Below are 22,607 nucleotides of genomic sequence, written 5' to 3' on the forward strand. Positions count from 1 at the left end.
TTTTGTTTCAAATTAATAGGATATAAAAATGAAAGGTCTGAATTTATCACAACGCGTAAAAACTTTAAGAAACCTAAAGGGCATGACTCAAGAATCATTAGCAGAAAACTCCGGATTAAGTTTAAGAACTATTCAGCGTATTGAAAATAACAAAACCGAACCGCGAGGCGATTCCTTAAAACGATTAGCTATCGCTTTGAAAACAACTCCCGACGATCTTCTTGATTGGGCCATTCAAGAAGACAAAGGGTACTTAACATTAATGAGTTTATCTGCACTTGGTTTTTTATTCTTTCCAGTTTTAGGAATAATAATTCCTTTGGTATTTTGGATTCTCAAAAAGGACAAATTAAAACATGTAGATAAAATAGGGAAATCCATTTTAAATTTTGAAATTACTTGGTCTATTATCTTTTTCTCTTATTTTATCTTAATATTTTTAGCCCTATTCAGTAGAGTAATGACTCATATAGGCCCGTCGAGTATTTTGAAACTTTATATTCCAATCATTATTTTATACCTCTATAATTTTACTATAATTATTGTTAACTCCATTAGGATTTCTAAAAATAAAGACACTAAATATATTCCGGCATTTAGAATATTTAAATAAACAGACGACTACTTTACCCAAGCGATTGATTTTCATCGTCTCCCACTCACTACTCCAACCAATTCTTAAAATCTTTAACCCGTTCGCGGGCAACAATAACATCTTGCTCGCTATACGACTGTAATTTTATTTGCAAGCGCGAGTTGGTGTAACTTATCATATCTTTTATGGCATTTATATTTACGAAGAATTTACGATTTATTCGGAAGAAGGTTTGTGGTTCCAATTCATTTTCTAACTGGTCTAGGGTAGTATCTAATAGATAATTTCTACCTTCGGATGTATATGCATACGTTCCTTTATTTTCGCTGTAAAAACATTCTATATCGTCTATATTAATAAGTTTTAAGTGCTGCCCAACTTTAACTGAAAAACGTTTTTTATAAACACGATCTAACGGGTTTACAAGTAGTTTTTTAATATCATCAAAATCTAAGGTCACGCCTTGTTTTTGAGGTGCACGTTCTTGATATTTATTTACAGCAATTTCTAAATCCTCGTCGTCAATGGGTTTTAATATATAATCAATACTATTAAGTTTGAAAGCCTGTAGTGCGTATTCATCGTAGGCTGTAGTAAAAATAACTGCGCTTTTTATATCGATAGTTTCAAAGATTTCGAATGAAAGTCCGTCGCTTAATTGAATATCTAAAAATATTAAATCGGGATGCGGATTGTTTTGAAACCACTCTACAGATTCTTCTACAGAATGAAGCATAGTTTCAGCTTCGACATTTAAAACTTTTAATTGACGTTGAAGTCGGCGTGCCGATGGTTTCTCATCTTCTATAATAATTACTTTCATGTATTTTGTTTCTGTTTAAAACTACAGTTTTTCTTTTAACGATGTCATGTTCAATGGGAATATAATTACTCTTTGATACGCATTTTAAAACGTTCCAAAAAATCACTGTAAAAAACGACTTTTAGCAAACTTGCCCCGCGTTAAGGATTGAACGGTTTGTTTGAAATCCTTTTTGTTTTGTGAAAAACAAAAAGATTGAGTAGTGAAAGCCTGACCCGATAGGGTAACGCCCAAATATTCATAGCCATTTTTTTATTCCCACTTGGTTTGATCGTTCTTCATATATTCTTGAATTTTACGTTCTTCCCAACTTTTACTAAACATAGCATTTTTACCGAATACACCCATAGCGTGAAAAGCCAAGCCAATACCCCAGAAAAAAGCGGTGCTAAAGGTTCCAAAATGCCAGAAATCTGCGCCGGAATTAAAGGCTATCATGCCTATTAAAAATAAGTTAATTATCACGTAGAAAAAGGCATGTGAATAAAAACCTTTGAGTGCTTTTAGACGTTTTTCGGCACGTAAATAAGCGTCTTCTTTTTCAAAATCATTATTGTTATTATTGTCTATCCTTTCCATGATGTTTTGTTTTAAGGGTTTGCAAAAACTCGATTCTAATTCCATTTATTCTGTTCGTTACGCATAAACTCGTCCATTTTTCGCTTTTCCCAGTTTCTACCAAAAAGGCCATTTCTTACAAATACACGGTAAGCATGAATGCATAAACCTATACCCCAACCAAACATTGGAAACCAGAACCATTGTACATTCCAGAACGTTTTGTAATTTACAAATACTAAAAAAGGAATAACTAGGCAGTATGATAAAAGGCTATAATAAAAACTTTTTAACTCGTCTACGTGATTGCGGGCTCTTAAATATTGATCGTTTACTTCTGTTTTATGTGTGTTCATGATTGTTATTTTTTTTGTGAGCATCGGGATACTTACCGCAAAGGTGCTCGCTTGTTGATTGATATTTATTTTTTTATTGGTTAAAAGTTGATAGCGCTGCTTGATGTTGTTTAAGCCTACTCCACTACTCTTTTTAACTATTTGCTTGGGTTGTAAATTATTTTCGACTACCAAGTTGCCGTTACTTTCGTAAATTTTAATATTTAATGGTTTGCTTGATGTTACCATGTTGTGTTTTACTGCATTTTCTAGCAGTAATTGCAAAGATAATGGCACTACTTTGCTTTCGGGATCTTGAGACGTTTCGGGCATTGTAAAAACAATACTATCTTCAAACCGCATTTTTAGTAGCGACATGTAGGTTTTCGCAAACTTGAGCTCCTCGTTAACCGTTACTAATTCTTTGCTTTTTTGCTCTAAAACGTAGCGATATACTTTGGATAACGACGTTGTAAACTTTTGCGCGTTTACCGGGTTTTCTTCAATTAAACTACTTAATACATTTAAACTATTGAATAAAAAATGTGGATCTAACTGGTTTTTTAAAGCATCGAATTTTGCACTTGCTGTTCCTGCTATTACTTTCTGTTCTTTTACTCTATTTTGTTGATAACGGTTGTAAAAAAACACTACATGAAACCCAATTACGATAGTTAAAGTAACCCATAAACCAAATTGATAGTTTTGCCATTTTTGATTAGCTAGAAAGGTGCTGAATGAGTTTCCAAAATAAAAAACATTGGTTACAGCTAGTAGAAAAAAGAGTCCGATAAGTGTTATAACTGTCGATCCTGCAATACCTAAAAGGATGCGTTTAATATAATCGGCTTGTTTCCAGTTTTTTCGCTCCATATAATCGAAGAAAAACATATTTGAATACCCCAAAACAAAAGCGTACAACTGATAAAAAACAAAACTTATAACTGATTCATTAAAGCTTCCAAACTGAAATCCATTTTGTAAAAAACTCCCAACTAAAAACACCAAACATCCCAATATAAAGGTAACGATGATATATTTTACTGATTTTGTCATGCTTTAATTTTAATAGGTTTTGTTTTTACTTTTTTCATTCTGAATTACTTTGACTGTGTCGCTTCCTCTAATTTTAATAATAGTTTGTTCCATGATTATTTGTTTTATGATTAATGATAGTACAAATATCGAACAGAACTATTGTTTTATTAAAATTGAATTACCGAACTGTAATTATTTTATGATGAATTGTAATTTACAAAAAAAAAGCAGCCTAAAAAATATTTTAGACTGCTTACAAATTAACTTTTAGACTTTACTGTTATCCCTCGTATTTAAAAAAGATAGGAACAGCATATGCTACTTTTACAGGTTTTCCACGTTGTTTGCCTGGTTTCATTTTTGGCAACTTACCAATGATACGTTCTGCTTCTTTCTCTAAAACTTTATCTGGACCACGAGAACGAATGTTTGTTGTATTACCATCTGTATCAATTATAAATACTACAGAAACACGACCTTGAATCCCCATATCTAATGCTGTCTGTGGGTAAGTAAAGTTTTTAACCACATGCTCTTGCATTTTTTTCTGAAAACAATCTTTTGTTTGTTTCTTACTCAAACCTTCGCATCCTGGAAAAACAGGAACATCTTCAATAACAGCGAAAGCAACTTCAGCTTCTTCTTCATACTTTTCAACTATAACATCACCTACCGCTACAATATGCTCTGAGATCGCGTCGTCTTGTCCTGTTTCTGTACTTTCAAAAACAGTTTCTTCTATTTCCGCAACATCTTCAACAATTTCAATCGTTTGCGTAACAACAACAGGAGGAGCTGCAGGGGGTGGCGGTGTATTTACCTTTACAATAGGAATATCGTCCTCATAGATAACTTCCATATCTAGGGTATCCATTGCAATAGATTCTTGTGGTTCGTAAGTCTTGAATTCCAAGGCTTGCCAAGACAAAAATAACATCAAATTAAGACCTATAGCAAAATACAAACTGCTGTTACGGCCAATTTCTAATTGTGGGTTCTTTTTAACTTCCATGACTACTTATTTTAATACTGTAAAATTATTATAATTAGCAAAAAGCAACTATGACAATTATCATATTCCTCAAATACTAGTCAAAAAATTACGAATTCAAAAAAAAATAACCATTAAAACCAAAAAAGACCGTCCTGAAGGACAGCCAATTACTTTTGTTTCTATTTATTTCAAATTAAATACCTCTTATAATATTTAAGTTGAAAGGATGAAAAATATTACTACCTCGTTAATCGTCCAGATTTGTTTCCGCCTAAAATCCCCATCACTTCATTAACGGTAGCCAAATTAACATCACCCTCGTAAGTGTGTTTTAAAGCACAAGCAGCACTTGCAAACTCAATAGCTTTATAATCGTCATGCAATTCTTGCAACCCATAAATAAGTCCTGCAGCAAATGCATCTCCCGTTCCAATTCTATCTATTACGTGAGTAATATCTAAATCTTCCGTTTCTCTAAATTCTATACCGTTCCACATTCTAGCACGTATTTTATGCCAAGATGCGTTAACTGATGTTCTAATTTTATCAAAAACTTTTTCTATGGAAGGAAATTCCTCTATTAATTGTTTACTAGCTGTAATAAAATCTTCATTTGAATAACTGAAGTTTGTTCCTAAAACTTCATTCATTTCATTAACTCCTCCTATAAAGATGGTTGAATAATTAAGTAATTCCGTTAAAGCCTCTTTTGGATTTTTACCATATTTCCACAATCCATTTCGGTAAGTAGGATCTGCCGAAATATGAAACCCTCTTTCTTTTGCTAAAATCAACCCTTCTCTTAAAGTATCAAAACTACCTTGTGTAAGCGCTGGCGTAATACCCGTCCAATGAAACCATTTCCCATCATCCAAAGCCTTATCCCAATCTACTTTAGATGGTACAATCTCTGAAAAAGAGGAATGCGAACGGTTATAAGAAATATTACTAGGTCTCATTACTGCTCCAACTTCAAAGAAATAAACACCGAGTGGACGTTTAGAATAACTAATCGCCGAGGTGTCAACTCCAAATTTACGTATATATGATAACGCTGTTTCTCCAATAAAATCATCAGAAACAGCACTAATATGCCTAACATTACCACCAAAATTGGCAATAGAAATCCCCACATTTAATTCGGTACCTCCAAAATAAAACTCAACCATATTAGATTGCATAAATTTTTTGTGTCCACGAGGTGAAATGCGCATTAATACTTCTCCAAAGGTGATTATTTGACTCATAAATATATTTGTGAAATTATTCGAACAAATTTAACATTTGATTTTGGTATTACTCAGTAAACCTTATTTTTTTTTGCTAAAATTACAGATATCGCATTGAATTTGTTAGCTTATTAAAATTAGAGTAACTTCGTTAAGCTTCTTCTAACAAAATTTAAATTATATTTTTTATGAAAATTATAGCCACTAACCTTGCCAAACCCACCACCATTAAGTGGAATAACAAAGATGTTGTTACTGGTATTTATAAAACACCAACTAACTCACCTATTTTTCTAGGTAAAACGGATGTTGATAAAGATGAAGTAACCGACCGTAAATACCACGGAGGTGAATTTAAAGCATGTTATATTTTCTCGGAAAAACATTATGATTATTGGAAAAACCTTTATCCAAACTTAGATTGGAATTGGGGCATGTTCGGAGAAAATTTAACTATTTCTAATTTCGATGAATCGGAAGTTTTTGTGGGTAGTATTTACAAAATTGGAGAGGCTTTAGTGCAAATAACACAACCGCGAGAACCTTGTTTTAAGTTGGGTGTAAAATTTGGCAACCAGAATATATTGAAGGCTTTTATAGATCATGGATTTCCGGGTACTTATATTCGAATTTTAAAAGAAGGCTTTGTAAAAACTGGAGATTATATGGTTTTAGAGGAAGAAGCAACAAACTCTTTAACGATTTCTGAAATGTACAATTTACTTTATGCCAAAGAAAAAGACCAGAATTTACTTAAGTTAGTTATTAAAAATGATGCACTTCCGCAGAAAAAAAGAGACAAATTAGCTGCTTATTTAAAATAAGGTGAAAGGGTTTATAGTATCTTTGCCATAAATTATTTTTATATGTCGTTTAAAGACTTACAATTAAATCGCCCAATTTTAAGAGCCGTTGCCGAAGCTGGTTACGATAATCCTACTTTGGTTCAAGAAAAAACCATTCCTTTAGTTTTAGAAGGAAAAGATGTTATTGTTTCTGCACAAACCGGAACTGGAAAAACAGCAGCTTTCGCTCTTCCTATATTACAACGCTTATTTAATAATCAAGAAGCACCAAAAAAGGGTAAAAAAATTAAGGCTTTAATTATTAGTCCAACAAGAGAATTGGCTATTCAAATCGAAAATAATTTTAAAACTTACAGTACATACACGAGTTTAACAACTACTGTCATTTTTGGAGGTGCTCCCATCGAGCCTCAAAAAGAAGTATTAAAAAAAGGTATAGATATTTTAATTGCTACACCTGGACGTTTACTCGATTTACACAAACAAGATGCTGTAAATTTAGATTATGTAGAAACACTTGTGCTAGATGAAGCCGATTTAATGCTCGATATGGGTTTTATTGATGATGTTAAAAAAGTGGAACGCCTTTGCACAAACGAAAAACAAATTTTATTATTTTCGGCAACTATTCCATATAAGGTTGAGCAATTAGCCAATACTCTATTAAACGAGCCCGAACGTGTTGAAGTCGCTCAAAACTCTTCAACTTCAAAAAATGTAAATCAGTTATTATATTTTGTACCAAAACAGGATAAAATAGAACTAGGCTTGCATTTACTTCGGAATACGATTAAGGGTAATATTATCATTTTTAGACGTACTAAATTCGGTGTTGATAAACTCGAAAAAACCTTAGTAAAAAACGGCTATAAAGTAGATAGTATTCATGGAGACAAAAGCCAAACAGCTCGTCAAGATGCTCTACTTCGCTTTAAAAAAGGCGAAGTAAATATTTTAATTGCTACCGATGTTGCTGCTCGAGGTATTGATATTAGTGATCTAGATGCTGTAGTAAATTTCGATTTACCAAATATACCAGAAACTTACGTACACCGTATTGGTAGAACGGCTAGAGCTGGAAAAACAGGAATGGCATATTCATTATGTTCTGCAGACGAAAAAAATTATCTACTGGCTATACAACAACTTATCCAAATACAGCTCGATGTTATAGATGAGCACCCTTATCCTTTAGATCCAAAAGCAAAACCTATTGTGCATAAATCGCAAAAAACGGGAAGTAAGCATAAAAAAGGTCGTAAAAGTGAAGCTTCAAAGAAGAAGAAAAAACGTTGGTATTAATAATTTTTACGAATATTAATATTTCAAAATAAAGCAAAAAAAAGAACCTTACAAGGTTCTTTTTTTTATTCTAACTATTCTATAAAACTACTTACTAGCAAATAATTTAACGTCTTTCTCGCTAACCTCAGCACCACCAAGTATAATTAAACGTTCTACTACATTCCGCAGTTCACGAATATTACCTGTCCAATCGTATTCTTGCAATAATTTTACTGCTTTTTCAGTAAACTTCTTTTCATTAGTACCTTGTTCACCTGATATTTTAGCTGAAAAATGCTTAATAAGTAATGGAATATCATTACGCCTATCGTTTAAAGCTGGTACTTTTATTAAAATTACTGCCAATCGATGATATAAATCTTCTCTAAAATTCCCTTCTTCAATCTCTTTTTTAAGGTTTTTATTAGTTGCAGCAACAACGCGAACATTAACTTTAATATCCTTATCACTTCCTACACGTTGAATACGACTTTCTTGCAAAGCACGCAATACTTTGGCTTGCGCCGAAAGACTCATGTCTCCAATTTCATCTAAAAAAATGGTACCACCATTAGCTGCTTCAAATTTACCAGCACGATCTTTATTCGCACTTGTAAAAGCTCCTTTTACGTGACCAAATAATTCACTCTCAATTAATTCACTTGGTATTGCAGCACAATTAACCTCAATTAAATTTCCTTTTGCACGATCGCTTTTTTCATGTAACCAATGCGCAACAAGCTCTTTTCCTGTCCCGTTTGGTCCTGTAATTAATACACGAGCATCGGTTGGTGCAACTTTATCTATAATATCTTTGATTTGCGAAATCTCGTCACTTTCACCAATCATTTCGTATTTCTTACTTACCTTTTTCTTCAGAATTTTATTTTCTACAAACAATTCTTTTCGATCTAAAGCATTACGTACGGTGTTTAATAAACGATTTAAATCTGGCGGTTTCGAGATATAATCGAAAGCCCCCAAACGCATAGTATTTACCGCTGTATCAAGATCACCATGCCCAGAAATCATCACCATCGGTATTTCCGGTTTAATTTTCTTAGTAGCTTCCAAAACTTCAACACCATCCATTTTTGGCATTTTTATATCACAAAGAATTAAATCGTAATCTTCATTTTTTATCTTTTCGATGCCGACTAATCCATCTTCTGCTTCTTCAACTTGATAGGTATCATTTTCTTCCGAAAGAATTTTTATCAGCACACGTCTAATCGCTGCTTCATCTTCTATTACTAGTATTTTTGGCATCTTTATATTTTAAATTTTAGTCCGCTTCTTAAATAGAACGCATTAATATCGTCTAATTTAAAAATTTCATCTCTATTTTTACTTCTAATTACATTATTTAATCTTAGCGTATAGCCAGTGTACAAATATGCTGCCAAATGTTTAGTAAAACAATATTCGTACCCTAATCCACTAACGGCTAATGATAATGATATATGTTCCGCTTCTTTACCATTAATAACCAACGGTTTTTGAAGATGCGCCAAATAGCCATCGAGTCCAGTAAATATTTGAACATTATTTTTTTCATTGAAAATATACTTGACATTAGATTTCGGTATTCCAGCCGTATAAGTCCAATTTTCATCAATTTGTCTAAAATAACTTATAAACGGCAACGGAAAAGGAAGCCCCGTGGTTGCATTATAGGTTAACCCTAAAATTAATCGACTATTGCGTTTTATAGTCTCATCCTTTGTTCTTTTATTTATAAAAAACACACCGCCATTCATAAAATAATCTTGAGAACTTAGCTTATGTGTTAATGTAGATGCTATTCTAGGATTAAATTTAATTCCAAAACGCCATTTTTGATTCCATTTAAAGGTATAAGCAAGATTTAAATCGATAATGTGAATTTTATCTATACTAGAAGTTTCAAAACTATAATCATCTTCTAAGTTTAATAAAACCCGATTATATTCACCACCTATAATAAAATAGGAATCTTTTTTAAGTTCAATAGGGTAATTTATAAGCGCTTTTAATCGAGTGTACTGGTCTTCGGATTTACTTTTTGGAATAAACGAATATTCCAAGCGTGCCAAATCGGTTAATTGTGCATTTGCAAACTGAAACCCTATAATAAACACTAAAAATAATACCGTTTTAAATTCCAGATTCCTCATCACAATTTACAAAATATCTATTGTTTAATAATATGAATATCTCTTTGAGGGAAAGGGATTGAAACATTATTCTCTCTAAATAGTCTATCTATTTCAAATCGAATATCACTTTTAGGTATAGCACCTTGAAAACTATCATTTATGGTAAAAACCAATTTAAATTCTAAAGCACTATCACCAAAATTGGTAAAAAACACAAAAGGTTCAGGATACTTCATAACTAACTTATGATTTTTAGCTGCTTTTAAAAGTAACTTTTTAACCAACTGCACATCACTACCGTAAGCCACACCAATTTCAACAGCTTCTCGTGTGGACGAACCGTTTTGTGTCCAATTATACAAACTATTTGCCAAATACAAATGGTTTGGTATTATTAATACCCGATTATCAATGGTTACTGCTCTTGTGGTACGTAATTTAATTTCTTCCACTCGACCAACCTTACCTTCAATTTCGATAATATCACCAACATGTACCGACTGATCTATTAATATAAATATTCCAGAAATAATATCCTGAAACAATGTTTGCAACGCCAAACCCACACCAATTAATAAAGCAGCTGAAGCCGCAAATACAGCGGTAACATTAATACCTATGGAATCCATGGCTACAAGTAAAACTATCAAATAGATTAACCACCGAGCAAAGGAAAAGACCGTAATAAACTTAGCTTTATCTTCATCAGGCAACTTACGAGTCAATAAATTTCTTGCAAAACGCAAAAAATAAGTAGTCGCTATTAGAATGATAATTACAAGTAAAACAGATTTAACTTTTAACACGCCAGTTTCTATCCCACTACCATCGGTAATTGTGTAGGTATAAATGTTATAATTAAGAAACGACATAAACTGCTCCCAAATAGAACTATTCCCAATTGTGTCCTCTATTTTATCTATAACCTGATCTTGCATTTTAATATTTCATCCATTTAATTAACTCTTTGTAAGTTGGTTTTTTGCCGTACATTAAAATACCAACTCGGTAAATTTTTGCAGCAAACCAAACGGTAAGCATAAATGTGCCTACTAAAATTAAAAACGACAACACTTGCTGCCAAATTGGTACACCAAACGGGATACGCATAAGCATAACCACAGGCGATGTTAACGGTATAAACGAAAAAACCGTCGATACAGTTCCATGCGGATCTTCCACAACTGTAAAGATACCAATATAAACGGCTAAAACTAAAGGCATTATTATAGGCATCATAAATTGTTGTGTATCAGTTTCATTATCTACGGCTGCACCAATCGCGGCATAAAAGGAACTGTAGAGTAAATATCCGCCAATAAAAAACAAAATAAAAGCTAATACTAAATTAAATAATGGCAGATTATAAAATGCAGTTAGCACATCTTGAACTTTCATATTTAAATCTGGATTCTCCATAGCTTGCTGCATCATTTGTTGTTGCGGTGTTTGTACTTGTGCTAAATCGATTCCAAATACGGCAGATACTATTAACATTAATACAAAACCCAAAATAGTCCAAATCACAAACTGTGTAATTCCAGCTAAAGACGTTCCGAAAATTTTACCCAACATAAGTTGTACAGGCTTTACGGAAGAAATAATAACCTCTATAATTCGGCTTGTTTTTTCTTCAATAACACTTCGCATAATCATGTTCCCGTAAATGATAATGAACATAAAAAGCAAATAACCCAAAGCTCCTCCAAAAGCAATTTTAACAATGCTATCAATTTTTGATGTTTTTTCACCATCAAAACTTTCTTGTGCTATTTCTACTCCAATTTTGGAAGCATTAATCATATCTACATCTACACCATTTTCCAGAAGTTTAATATTGGTTAATTTAGCCTCTATTTGATTTTCTAAATCTGAAATGGTATTTATAGACGGTGATTCTTCAGAATAAAATGTGATATGCTTTGAAAGTGTCTTTAAATCCTCCATTTTATCAACATGCAACAAACCGTAAGCTTGTGTTTCTTTTGCTAGATCCTTGGCATCATCCAAAGACATGTTTTCTAAAACATGATACGTTGTAAACTCAGAATTTTTAAAAATATCTTTAACTAATCCCGATTCGTCTAAAACGGAAATAACACGAATTTTATCGTTATTTAATTGTGCTAAATAGGCAACAACACCTATAAGCGCTACAAAAATAATAGGACTTAAAAAGGTCATGATTATAAACGATTTATTCCTAACTTTATTAAGGTATTCTCGTTTTATAATAAGTGGTAAATGATTCATAAAAATTAATTATTCTTTACAGTTTGAATAAAAATATCGTTAACGCTCGGTATTAACTCTACAAAGTGAGACACCTCGCCTTTACTAGCTAAAAAGCCAAGTAAATCGTTTGATTTTTCGAGATCCTTAAGCTTAATATTAAGTTTTAACTCGTTTTCTAAAGTTTTAAAATTAGCATCGGAAACATTAAATTTCTGAGATAATTCTTGTCTTAATTCAGATTGATTATTCGATCGAATTCCAACTTCATAAGTATTCGATTTAAACCTTCGTTTTACATCAACTAACTTACCTTCTAATATTTTATTGGATTTATGAATTAACGCAATATCATCACATAATTCTTCTACAGATTCCATTCTATGGGTTGAAAAAATAATAGTCGCTCCTTGATCTCTTAAATGCAAAATTTCATCCTTAATGATATCGGCATTTATAGGATCGAAACCAGAAAAAGGCTCATCGAAAATTAATAATTTAGGTTCATGTAGAACAGTAACCACAAATTGAATTTTTTGTGCCATTCCTTTTGAAAGTTCCTGGATCTTTTTATTCCACCAATCGCCTATATCCAAACGGTCGAACCAATATTTTAAACGTGCTTTTGCTTCTGTTTTACTTAAACCTTTAAGTTGTGCTAAATACAGTGCTTGTTCTCCAACTTTCATGGTTTTATACAAACCACGCTCTTCTGGCAAGTAACCAATATCCTTAATATGATTTTCTCTTAAAGCCTCTCCGTCCAAAATAACCGCTCCGGAATCGGGCATAGTTATTTGATTAATAACGCGGATTAAGGTTGTTTTCCCTGCTCCATTTGGGCCTAAAAGCCCAAAAATACTACCTTTAGGAACAGAAAGGGATACTTTATTTAGTGCGGTAAAGCTGCCGAAGTTTTTAGAAACTTCATTAACTTCTAATAAATTACTCATTAATTTTATAGTTGACTTGTTTGCCGTAAAGATATTAAATGTTTAGTTGTTAGTTTAAATTGGACGTGTGCTTTATTCAAAAATAAGTTTTTAGTGATATAAGCTATATGATAGATCTTTAAGCATTTCAAAATGCTTAAACAAAATTAGTTAAAATCTAATATTTAGGTGAAATTTTATATCTTTTAAAAGAGCCCAAATTTCATTAAAAACAAAACCCACCCTTAAAAAATTAAGGATGGGAAAAAAAATTGCTATGAAAAAGAAAAATTACCACTAAAATTAATTAGTGATACCTCAAATATAGTTTTTTTTTAACAATTTTTAACAAAACAGTTAAGTTTATTCCTTTATAAACAAAAAATCCGCTAAAATAGCGGATTTTTTAAATTTTGAATTATCTTTTTTGTAAACTGTTAAAGCTTCGAAAAAAAGATTTTATTAAGAAAACATATCCTTTACTTTTTCGAAAAAGGATTTATCAGACTTTTCTGGTTTTGGTGAGAAGTGATCATCATCTCTCATACTTTCAAAAAATTCTTTTTGTTCTTTGTTTAATGTTTTTGGTGTCCAAACATTAACGTGTACCAATAAATCTCCTGTTCCGTACCCATTGATACTCGGGATTCCTTTTCCGCGTAAGCGTAAAATTTTACCAGATTGTACTCCTGCTTCCACCTTAATACGTACTTTTCCTGTTACCGTATCTATTTCTTTAGATGTTCCTAATACAGCGTCTGGCAAGCTAATGTATAAATCGTAATGTAAATTATCACCTTCACGTTGCAATGTATCGTGATCGGCTTCTTCTATAGCTACTAATAAATCTCCAGAAACTCCATTACCTGGTGCTTCGTTACCTTTTCCAGAAACCTTAAGTTGCATACCATCTACAACACCTGCAGGGATTTTAATTGTAACCGTTTCTTCGGATACTTTTAAACCTTGTGCATCGGCATCGGCTGGTTTTTTATCAATGGTTTGTCCTGCTCCACCACAAACATTACATGGTGCAGAGGTTTGCATACGCCCTAAAATAGTATTTGCAATACGTGTTACTTGTCCGCTACCATTACAAGTAGAGCAAGTTTTATAAGTAGTCCCCTTGGCTTGTACTTTACGTTTTACTTTTATTTTCTTTTCTACACCGTTAGCAATTTCTTCTAAGGTTAATTTTACGCGAATACGTAGGTTACTGCCTTTAACACGGCGTTGGCCTCCGCCACCACCAAAGCCAGAAAATCCACCGCCTCCGAAGCCGCCTCCGCCGCCACCGAAGATATCACCAAACTGACTGAATATGTCATCCATATTCATGCCGCCGCCGCCAAAGCCGCCGCCACCGCCACCATTCTCGAAGGCTTGATGACCATATTGATCGTAACGTGCTTTTTTATTATCGTCGCTTAAAACTTCATATGCTTCGGCTGCTTCTTTAAATTTACCTTCAGCACTTTTATCATCTGGATTTTTATCTGGATGAAATTCAATTGCCTTTTTTCGGTAAGCTTTTTTTATTTCAGCTGCCGTTGCTCCTTTGCTAATGCCTAATATTTCGTAATAATCTCTTTTTGCCATTGCTATGTAAACTCTTCCAAAAAGGAAGTATTTGTTTTAATTAATAATACTTTCTATTGTCCGATAACCACTTTCGGAAAACGAATTACTTTTTCACCAAGCTTATAGCCTTTTTCAACTACATCAATAATTTTTCCTTTCATATCCTCTGTTGGTGCAGGGATTTGAGTTATAGCTTCATGATTATCAGCATTAAAAACTTCGCCTTTTTCTACTACAATAGTTTTTAATCCTTTTTGATCTAGTGTATTTACTAGTTTCTGATAAATTAAAAGAACACCTTTACGTAATACCTCAGCTTCTTTATCGTCTTCGATATGACTTAAAGCACGCTCAAAATCGTCAAGTATTGGGAGTAACGTTTTCATAACATCCTCGCTTGCTGTAGAAAACAACTCAATACGCTCTCTAGAAGTACGTTTTTTATAGTTTTCAAACTCTGCAAAAAGTCTTAAAAATTTATCTTTTTCCTGTTTAACTTCAGCCTGTAATTTTTCTTCAACAGTCAGTTCTACAGTCTCTTGCTCTTCAACAACAACGTTTTCAGCTTCATTAGCTTCAACTTGTTCGTTTTCTATATCATTATTATCTTTATCACTCATCGTAATTTCAATTTTGCAATTCCTAAAATTAGTTGGCAAAAGTACTGCCAATATTGTTAAAATGCCATAATGTCACTAATTTATTTTGTTCTAATTTCCTTCATATTGAATTCTCTTTTGTGTAATTTTACAGAATAAACACTAAAACAATTTAACTATGAAAAAGAAATTTGTAAATATTTTATTCATTACCGCTTTAAGTATTTCTCTATTTAGCTGCAAAGACAAGGCTAAAGAAGCTACAACTACAGAAGCCGAAACTCCTGTTGTAACCGAAGCTGCTGATGCTGAAGTTTACGCTGTAGATAAAGCTGCTTCTGCCATAGCATGGACAGGTTTTAAACCTACAGGATCGCACAATGGAACTATTGGTTTAGAAAGTGGTGTGCTTAATGTTGCTAATGGAAAAGTTGTTGGCGGATCTTTTATTATTGATATGAAATCGATTACGGTTTTAGATATTCCTGCTGATGATGAAGGCAATGCTAAATTACATGGCCATTTAACAAATGCTGACTTTTTTGATGTTGAAAAATACCCAAGTGCTATTTTTACAATTACTGAGGTTAAGGAAGTAGAAGGTAAAACAATGCTTTCTGGAAACTTAACGCTTAAAGAAGTAAAAAACAACGTAACTTTCCCTGTAGCTATTAGCAGCGAAGGTGGTGCTGTTACTATTACTAGTGAAGCTTTTTCTATTGATAGAACGAAATGGAACGTGCAGTATGGGTCTAAATCAATTTTTGATAATTTAGGTGATAAATTCATCAATGATGATATTGAATTAAAAATTACAGTTAAAGCTGCAAAGTCTTAATTACAACATAATTTTTTATTGAAAACCACCTTCTGAAAACGGGGTGGTTTTTTATTTTATAAAAGAACGTAATATCTTTTTTCATTAAAAAGAATTTAGCGAAAACCTCAAGCATTAAATTTATTTAAAAAAAGACATAACGTAAATGCATTGGCCGAATTATTAATAGAATACGAGCTACCAAAACACTGAACTTTCTCTATTGTAAACCTTAACTTTGTAAAAAAAACATGAAAATGAAAATTAATTTCCTACTTAGCATCGTTACCGTTTTTGCTTTAACATCTTGCAAAAATGACGCGAAACAAAACAAAAAAGAAACACCAATTAATTCGGTTGTAGAACAAAAACAAGAATTTCAAAACCAGGCTCATGAGCTAGTTTACCAAATGGTACAAAAAGTTGGAGATTACAGTAAACTTGCTAGCAAAAAAGATGTTGTTTACACTTATACTTACCAAACACCAGATGGTAAAACCGATGTTATAATAGAAAAATACATTTTTAATGGTGAACTATCATACGGTGCGTATCAAAAACACGAACGTACACTTGCCGACCTTCACGGTTTAATTGAACAAGGGTATGATGGTAACGGATTTTGGATAAAACATAACGGAGCACCATTAAATGACCCTGCAGCTTTAAAAAAAGCAGCTTTTAATAGACCCACAAATTTTTATTGGTTTGCCATGATGCAAAAATTGTTAGATCCAGGTTTACAATACGAATACATTAGCGAGCAAACTATTAACAATAATACATACGATGTTGTTAAAGTTTCTTTTGATCCTAAAAATGATAAACCATCCGATACTTACCAATTGTATATTAATAAAGAAACGAAATTGGTCGATCAGTTTTTGTTTACGGTTATGGATTTTGGTAGAACGGAACCTATGCTAATGGTTATGGAATATGAGCAAGTTGAAGATTTACTAATACCTACAAAACGCAAATACAAAAAATCTAATTGGGATGCAGAAGTAACCAAAGAACCTTGGATACTTGTAAACTGGACAGATATAAAATTCAATAACGGTTTAACTAAAGCCGATTTCACAAAATAATGTATTCCAAATGCAGTTCTTAATTTAAGAGCTGCATTTTTTTTTAGCAGAACTCTACTTAATTAAGCAAGTTATCTAAAGCCGGTTGTAAGTGGTGGAATTTAAAATCGAAACCTGCATCTTCTATTTTTTTAGAACTTACTCGTTGGCTTTCAAAAAGCAATAGATGCATTTCACCTAAAACCAATTTCATTGCAAACTTTGGTATTTTAGGTAAAAAAAATGGACGCTCTAAAGTTGTTGCTATGCTTTTAGTCAACTCGTAATTAGTTGTCGGGTTGGGTGCAACAGCATTAAAAACGCCTTCTAGCTTTTCTAAAAGTGTAAACAGAAAAATTTCTGACAAATCTTCTATATGAATCCACGATTGCCATTGTTTTCCGCTACCAAAGGCAGATCCTAAACCTAACTTTATAGGTTTTATCATTTCAGCTAATGCACCTCCATTTTCGGCTAAAACCAAACCTGTTCTAATTTTAGTAACTTTTATATTTAGTTCTGAGAACCTATCGACCGCTGTTTCCCAAACATTCACTACTTCACTTAAAAATGAATTAGCACTCGTAATTTTAAAATCTTCAGTATAGTAATTTGTTAACGAATCGGGATACAAACCAATGGCACTTGCCGAAACAATTTGCTGCACGTTATGAGGTGTGTTTTTAAGGCTTTCAAAAAGTAATTCGGCACTATCTTTTCGGCTTGATAAAATTATTTTTTTATATGAATCGGTCCATCGTTTTGAAATCGTAGCTCCTGCCAAATTTATAATAGCATCTACATTTTTAAAACAATCTAAATCAATTTCCTTAGCATCAGGATTCCAAAGAAAACCTTGATAGTTTTCATTTTTTACAAGTTTAGATTTACTTGTGGTTAAGAAATTAACCTTAATATTTTCCGCATGGCAAAGACTAACAATTTCTTGTCCAATTAATCCGGTAGCTCCTGTAATTAAAACCCGCATGTCTTTTTTTTTAAATTTACAAAATGAAAGGTTTGTTTGCTACTATTTTATGGAAGGTTTAACAGAATTTTTCTGATGAAATTTTCTTAGATTTTTTTCAAACGAAACAAGCGTTAAAATAAAACAAATAGATATCCGGAATGCCAATCTACGAACATCGTAAACAGGTACGAAACTATAACCTATTTAATCCCACGTAACATTTCTCGTTTTCCTGGAGGACCTTCTAAACGCTGTACTGTAAAGCCAACAGCTTGCATAGCACGACGCACACTTCCTTTTGCTGCATAAGTTACTAAAACACCGTTTTTCTTTAGCGCTTTATACATACTTTCAAAAATAGGCTCTGTCCATAACTCTGGTTGAACACGAGCTCCAAAAGCATCAAAATAAATGATATTGAAAACGTCTTCATCTTTTATTTCTGCAAAAAATTTCTTCTGTTTCTCAATTGAAAAAAGAGGAGTTATATCATGTTTTTCATTCCAAGTAACATCGTGAAGTGCCTTAAAAACAGTCTCGTTTTCTTCTGCTTTTAACTCCTTAGCGTAATTTAACAAAGTTATTTCTTCCGAAGAAACAGGATACGCCTCTACTCCAACATAATTTGTTTTGATGTTTAATTTTTCTGCTTCTAAAAAAGTAATAAAGGCATTCAAACCCGTCCCGAAACCGATTTCTAAAATAGAAATGCTCTCTAATTCATCCTTTATATTTTCTGTATAAAAATATTGCAAACCATGTTTTATAAACACATGATAAGCTTCTTGAATGGCGCCATGCTTAGAATGATATTGCTCGTTCCAATCTGGTAAATGGATGGTTGACGAACCATCGGCTGTTATTACAACTTCTCGTTTCAAATTTATTGTTTTAAAAGTACACCATCGGCTTCAAAAGAAAACGTCTTTTTAGGTTCGATAATTTGTGCTATTTCTTCTTTGGTTTTTCCAGCATCCTCTGCATAATGGCGTTGCTCATCGACTGAAACTTCGGTAACAAATGCATTTCCATTAATAATAACTTCTTTGCCGGTTATATCCTTCGGCATAAAAAAACCGTAATCCTTAAATTTAACCATTACTTCGTTACCATCTTCCAAATCTAAACGCATCCAACAACCTTTTGCTTGACAAACACTATTTACTTTAGCTTTTATTTTTGAAGGAATACTATCTCCAACATTCATAGATTTATAATGCGAAGCCATGGAAGTTGCAGGAATAGCATCGTCGGCTATAATTTTATTTCCGAAGGAAGCATAACTAACCGTTTCTGTTTTAGTAGGTTCGGCTTGTTGCACATCTGCTTTCTTTTTACATGATATCATAAAAAAAACGCAAATAAAAGTGAGAAAAAGTGATTTCATTTGATGAATGTTTAGATTTTATACAATTTCTGTAAATATACCCAAATTTTAAAAACGAATTTACTTAAATTTACAATCTAAATATGAACAATATGAGTGCTATAATCAACAACATCGAGATTATAAAAGCAAAATCTACAAAAATTAATGATGTAGATTTTGACAATTTAAAGTTTGGAAGTGTTTTTTCAGACCACATGTTAGTGTGCAACTATGAAAACGGTAAGTGGCAAACCCCAAAGGTTACGCCTTACGAGCCGATTACTTTAGACCCTGCGTCAAAGATTTTCCATTACGGACAATCGATTTTCGAGGGTATGAAAGCATATAAAGATGCCGATGAGAAAGTCTGGTTATTTCGTCCGTTAGAAAACTTTAAACGTTTAAACATTTCTGCTAAACGATTAGCAATTCCTGAATTACCTGAGAACTATTTTATGGATGGGTTAAAAACGTTATTAGAAGTTGATAGCGATTGGATTCCTAAAAATGAAGGAAGCTCATTATATATTCGTCCGTTTATTTTTGCTTCAGGAAACGGTTTTCATGCCTCACCTGCCGATGCTTATAAGTTTATAATTTGTACAGCACCATCGGGAGCTTATTTTTCAGGAAAAGTAAAGGTTTTAATTGAAGAAAAATACTCACGTTCTGCAAACGGCGGTGTAGGTTTCGCAAAAGCTGGAGGTAATTATGCTGGGCAATTTTACCCAACACAATTAGCTATAGAAAAAGGTTACCAACAAGTAATTTGGACCGACGATAATACACACGAATATATTGAAGAAGCTGGTGCAATGAATATTTTTGTACGCATAAACGATACATTAATTACAGGCCCAACGAGTGATAGAATTTTGGATGGTATTACGCGTAGAAGTATTATTCAAATAGCTGAAGCTGAAAACATACCGGTTGAAGTTAGAAAAATTACAGTAAAAGAAGTTGTTGAAGCTGCCAAGGACGGATCGTTAAAAGAAATGTTTGGAGCAGGAACTGCTGCGGTAATCTCACCAATCTCTGGTTTTGGGTATAAAGATGAAGATTTTGATTTACCAGAATTAGAAGACACTTACGCTAGCCATTTAAAAAAGCGTATTACTGATATTCAAACGAATAAAACTGAAGATCCTTTTGGATGGCGTTACGCTGTAAAATAAATTTTACGTAAAACCTTTTGGTTCTATGTGAATTTTTGAATAAAAAAAAGAGAGAAATCTATTTTAGATTTCTCTCTTTTTTTATGAAACAAATTTATTCCTTTAGCTTCTATTTGCTTTTATTGGACAGCCAATAGCTTTTGTAATCTCTGGACTTGGTTTAGTTCCGTTTTCTAAAGCTGATATAGCATTTTCAAGAAACTTAACTTTTACATCTTCGGCAGATTTTGCATTATCATCAATAGTACCAATATATTGTACTTTGCGATCTGCATCTAATAAAAACACGTGAGGTGTTCTTACCGCTCCATATTGCGGATATATTTTTTGTCCTTCATCTACAAGATATGCAAAAGGGAAACCTTTTTCCTTTGCACGAGTTTGCATAGCTGCATAACCTTCTTTTTCATTCTCCGGACTATTTGGGTTAATTGCAATTACAGGATATCCTTTAGGAGCATACTCATTATGTAATGCTATTAAACGATCTTCATACATTTTTGCAAACGGACATTCATTACAAGTAAATGTTACAATATAACCTTTTACATTATCGTAACTCGCCAATGATACCATAGAACCATCAACATTTTTAAGATTAAAATCGGTTGCTTGTTCTCCTATTTTATAACCTCCAATTTCTTCTAAGGTTTTGGCTTGCTCCGGAGAACCTCCTTTAGGTGGTCCTTTTCTATCACCTCCATGTGGCGGACCTTTTCGATCACCATCGTGCGGGTGGTCTTTATAATCGCCTTGATGATTTTCAGTAGATACTTCAGTATTCTTTTTTCCACCATCTTTACACGACACCAAAACCGCTAAACACATTGTTATTGTTGCTATTAACACACTAATTTTTCTCATTTTTAATTCTATTTATTTATCAAAATTTTTATTTACTTCATCTTCGATATCTCGTAAATCCTCAAAAGAACGCTCGTAGTAAAAACGCTTTTCTTTATTAAATATTATAGTATATGGAATTGCTCCAGACCAATTAGGATTTATTTTATTAATCCATGTGTTTGCATCTGGATCGTCTAGCAATACGACCTTAGAACTTATATTTTTTTTCTTTAAAAAAGGTTTCAATTTAGTTTCTATATCTTTTGGAAAGTCCATACTAACCAAAATAACTTCTACATCTGGATTTTTACTGGCATACTCTTGAATATATGGTAATTCCTCAACACATGGTAAACACCACATAGCCCAAAAATTTATTAAGTACGTTTTATCGCTTTCGGTATAAAGTAAAGGCTCTAACGTGTTAAAATCGTAAACAGGAATGTTTTCATTAATTTCTGTTACAACTTTATTTGTATCAGTAATTTCTTTTTTATCGTCTTTACAACTTATTACAAAACAAAAAACAACAATAAGATTGATTAAAAAACTTTTATTTTTCATTTAAAAAATTAATTTCAAACACTAATTATTTTAATTAGACTTTTCTCTTTACAAAAGGTTTAATAATAGTTTTAAAAATAACTAAAATTATTTATCTAGAATTTCTGCAATATTCGGTTTAAAATAATTAGGTCCTTTAAGCACTTTTCCATCTTCACGATAAATTGGCTCTCCGTCTTCGCCTAGTTTACTCATATTACTACGTTGTATTTCTTCAAATACTTCTTCAATTTTATGTTGCATACCGTGTTCTATAATAGTACCACATAATATATAAAGCATATCGCCTAAAGCATCTGCTACCTCTACTAAATCATTGTTATTTGCCGCTTCTAAGTATTCTTCGTTTTCTTCTTTCATTAAATTAAAACGGAGCATATTTTTAGCATTGCCTAAATCTGCCTTTGGAGTTTCTCTATGTCCTATTTTATATGCTGTATGAAAGGCTTTTACTGCTTCTATTTTATTCTTCATAAATTCTATTGTTTTTAATTTCCGCTAAGGTAGAAATCTCGTAACTATTAATTAAATTTGCATAAAAATAACGATATGTTTAGTAGTGGTCAAATGATTTTCGGGATAATATTCTTTATAGTGTTTGCCATAATTATTGGTTTTACCTACCGAAAAGATTTAAAAGTCCACAAAC

General features: G+C 32.5%; 24 protein-coding genes. 6 read left to right on the plus strand and 18 right to left on the minus strand.

The annotated features are described in order from the left end of the window. Positions 1 to 28 precede the first annotated feature (28 nt). On the plus strand, positions 29 to 613 hold the full coding sequence (locus M4I23_RS10285; RefSeq protein ID WP_249754335.1) for a helix-turn-helix domain-containing protein: 585 nt from the start codon (positions 29 to 31) through the stop codon (positions 611 to 613). Between the two features lie 49 nt (positions 614 to 662). Here the strand turns inward: M4I23_RS10285 and M4I23_RS10290 are convergent, their stop codons facing one another. From M4I23_RS10290 to M4I23_RS10310, 5 genes are all read right to left on the minus strand, one after another. Continuing rightward, positions 663 to 1,418: a LytTR family DNA-binding domain-containing protein gene (locus M4I23_RS10290; RefSeq protein ID WP_249754336.1), complete on the minus strand. Its 756-nt coding sequence runs from the start codon at positions 1,416 to 1,418 to the stop codon at positions 663 to 665. Between the two features lie 252 nt (positions 1,419 to 1,670). Next, complete coding sequence (locus tag M4I23_RS10295; protein ID WP_249754337.1) at positions 1,671 to 1,997, minus strand: 2TM domain-containing protein; 327 nt, start codon at positions 1,995 to 1,997, stop codon at positions 1,671 to 1,673. A gap of 35 nt (positions 1,998 to 2,032) precedes the next feature. Then, positions 2,033 to 3,367, minus strand: coding sequence for a histidine kinase (locus M4I23_RS10300; protein WP_249754338.1), 1,335 nt, complete (start codon positions 3,365 to 3,367; stop codon positions 2,033 to 2,035). A 262-nt stretch (positions 3,368 to 3,629) separates the two neighbouring features. Continuing rightward, a complete protein-coding gene (locus M4I23_RS10305) occupies positions 3,630 to 4,361 on the minus strand; it encodes an energy transducer TonB (protein WP_158844374.1) in 732 nt (243 codons plus the stop codon). 221 nt (positions 4,362 to 4,582) lie between these two features. Beyond that, positions 4,583 to 5,590 (minus strand): sugar kinase, encoded by a 1,008-nt coding sequence (locus M4I23_RS10310; RefSeq protein ID WP_158844376.1) that lies wholly within the window; start codon positions 5,588 to 5,590, stop codon positions 4,583 to 4,585. 170 nt (positions 5,591 to 5,760) lie between these two features. Between M4I23_RS10310 and M4I23_RS10315 the strand changes: the two genes are divergently transcribed. Both M4I23_RS10315 and M4I23_RS10320 read left to right on the plus strand, forming a co-directional pair. Beyond that, positions 5,761 to 6,396, plus strand: coding sequence for an MOSC domain-containing protein (locus M4I23_RS10315; protein WP_158844378.1), 636 nt, complete (start codon positions 5,761 to 5,763; stop codon positions 6,394 to 6,396). 42 nt (positions 6,397 to 6,438) lie between these two features. Beyond that, positions 6,439 to 7,680 (plus strand): DEAD/DEAH box helicase, encoded by a 1,242-nt coding sequence (locus tag M4I23_RS10320; RefSeq protein ID WP_158844380.1) that lies wholly within the window; start codon positions 6,439 to 6,441, stop codon positions 7,678 to 7,680. A gap of 87 nt (positions 7,681 to 7,767) precedes the next feature. Here the strand turns inward: M4I23_RS10320 and M4I23_RS10325 are convergent, their stop codons facing one another. The 7 genes from M4I23_RS10325 to M4I23_RS10355 all read right to left on the minus strand — a co-directional run bounded on the left by M4I23_RS10325 (position 7,768) and on the right by M4I23_RS10355 (position 15,165). Beyond that, positions 7,768 to 8,931 (minus strand): sigma-54 dependent transcriptional regulator, encoded by a 1,164-nt coding sequence (locus M4I23_RS10325; protein ID WP_158844382.1) that lies wholly within the window; start codon positions 8,929 to 8,931, stop codon positions 7,768 to 7,770. Positions 8,932 to 8,933: 2 nt separating this feature from the next. Then, a complete protein-coding gene (locus M4I23_RS10330) occupies positions 8,934 to 9,818 on the minus strand; it encodes a DUF6268 family outer membrane beta-barrel protein (protein WP_233267640.1) in 885 nt (294 codons plus the stop codon). A 17-nt stretch (positions 9,819 to 9,835) separates the two neighbouring features. Continuing rightward, positions 9,836 to 10,738 carry a mechanosensitive ion channel family protein gene (locus M4I23_RS10335; RefSeq protein WP_249754339.1) on the minus strand — a complete coding sequence of 301 codons (903 nt, stop codon included), beginning with the start codon at positions 10,736 to 10,738 and terminating at the stop codon, positions 9,836 to 9,838. A 1-nt stretch (position 10,739) separates the two neighbouring features. Next, the gene (locus tag M4I23_RS10340; RefSeq protein WP_158844386.1) at positions 10,740 to 12,053 is read right to left on the minus strand and encodes an ABC transporter permease; all 1,314 of its coding nucleotides are present in this window, start codon (positions 12,051 to 12,053) and stop codon (positions 10,740 to 10,742) included. A gap of 5 nt (positions 12,054 to 12,058) precedes the next feature. After that, a complete protein-coding gene (locus M4I23_RS10345; RefSeq protein ID WP_249754340.1) occupies positions 12,059 to 12,985 on the minus strand; it encodes an ABC transporter ATP-binding protein in 927 nt (308 codons plus the stop codon). 441 nt (positions 12,986 to 13,426) lie between these two features. Beyond that, positions 13,427 to 14,563: a molecular chaperone DnaJ gene (dnaJ, locus tag M4I23_RS10350; protein WP_158844390.1), complete on the minus strand. Its 1,137-nt coding sequence runs from the start codon at positions 14,561 to 14,563 to the stop codon at positions 13,427 to 13,429. A gap of 53 nt (positions 14,564 to 14,616) precedes the next feature. After that, complete coding sequence (locus M4I23_RS10355; RefSeq protein WP_158844392.1) at positions 14,617 to 15,165, minus strand: nucleotide exchange factor GrpE; 549 nt, start codon at positions 15,163 to 15,165, stop codon at positions 14,617 to 14,619. A gap of 157 nt (positions 15,166 to 15,322) precedes the next feature. Here M4I23_RS10355 and M4I23_RS10360 point away from each other — a divergent pair, with 157 nt between their 5' ends. After that, on the plus strand, positions 15,323 to 15,982 hold the full coding sequence (locus tag M4I23_RS10360) for a YceI family protein (RefSeq protein WP_249754341.1): 660 nt from the start codon (positions 15,323 to 15,325) through the stop codon (positions 15,980 to 15,982). Positions 15,983 to 16,218: 236 nt separating this feature from the next. Beyond that, positions 16,219 to 17,052 carry a DUF6503 family protein gene (locus tag M4I23_RS10365; RefSeq protein ID WP_249754342.1) on the plus strand — a complete coding sequence of 278 codons (834 nt, stop codon included), beginning with the start codon at positions 16,219 to 16,221 and terminating at the stop codon, positions 17,050 to 17,052. A gap of 58 nt (positions 17,053 to 17,110) precedes the next feature. Here M4I23_RS10365 and M4I23_RS10370 read toward each other — a convergent pair whose 3' ends face one another. From M4I23_RS10370 to M4I23_RS10380, 3 genes are all read right to left on the minus strand, one after another. Beyond that, complete coding sequence (locus M4I23_RS10370) at positions 17,111 to 18,019, minus strand: TIGR01777 family oxidoreductase (RefSeq protein WP_249754343.1); 909 nt, start codon at positions 18,017 to 18,019, stop codon at positions 17,111 to 17,113. Between the two features lie 182 nt (positions 18,020 to 18,201). Next, on the minus strand, positions 18,202 to 18,882 hold the full coding sequence (mnmD, locus tag M4I23_RS10375; RefSeq protein ID WP_249754344.1) for a tRNA (5-methylaminomethyl-2-thiouridine)(34)-methyltransferase MnmD: 681 nt from the start codon (positions 18,880 to 18,882) through the stop codon (positions 18,202 to 18,204). A gap of 2 nt (positions 18,883 to 18,884) precedes the next feature. Then, on the minus strand, positions 18,885 to 19,388 hold the full coding sequence (locus M4I23_RS10380; RefSeq protein ID WP_249754345.1) for a DUF4920 domain-containing protein: 504 nt from the start codon (positions 19,386 to 19,388) through the stop codon (positions 18,885 to 18,887). Positions 19,389 to 19,480: 92 nt separating this feature from the next. On the opposite strand from M4I23_RS10380, the gene M4I23_RS10385 reads away from it, so the two are divergent. Continuing rightward, positions 19,481 to 20,548: a branched-chain amino acid aminotransferase gene (locus M4I23_RS10385; RefSeq protein WP_158844404.1), complete on the plus strand. Its 1,068-nt coding sequence runs from the start codon at positions 19,481 to 19,483 to the stop codon at positions 20,546 to 20,548. Between the two features lie 102 nt (positions 20,549 to 20,650). Here the strand turns inward: M4I23_RS10385 and M4I23_RS10390 are convergent, their stop codons facing one another. From M4I23_RS10390 to M4I23_RS10400, 3 genes are all read right to left on the minus strand, one after another. Further along, complete coding sequence (locus tag M4I23_RS10390) at positions 20,651 to 21,412, minus strand: thioredoxin family protein (RefSeq protein WP_249754346.1); 762 nt, start codon at positions 21,410 to 21,412, stop codon at positions 20,651 to 20,653. Between the two features lie 12 nt (positions 21,413 to 21,424). Continuing rightward, positions 21,425 to 21,958: a TlpA disulfide reductase family protein gene (locus tag M4I23_RS10395; RefSeq protein ID WP_158844406.1), complete on the minus strand. Its 534-nt coding sequence runs from the start codon at positions 21,956 to 21,958 to the stop codon at positions 21,425 to 21,427. 87 nt (positions 21,959 to 22,045) lie between these two features. Continuing rightward, entirely contained in the window at positions 22,046 to 22,432 is a 387-nt protein-coding gene (locus M4I23_RS10400; protein ID WP_249754347.1) for a nucleoside triphosphate pyrophosphohydrolase family protein, read from the minus strand. Positions 22,433 to 22,607 lie beyond the last annotated feature (175 nt).

The sequence above is a fragment of the Algibacter sp. L4_22 genome (genome assembly GCF_023473045.1).
GTDB lineage: Bacteria > Bacteroidota > Bacteroidia > Flavobacteriales > Flavobacteriaceae > Algibacter.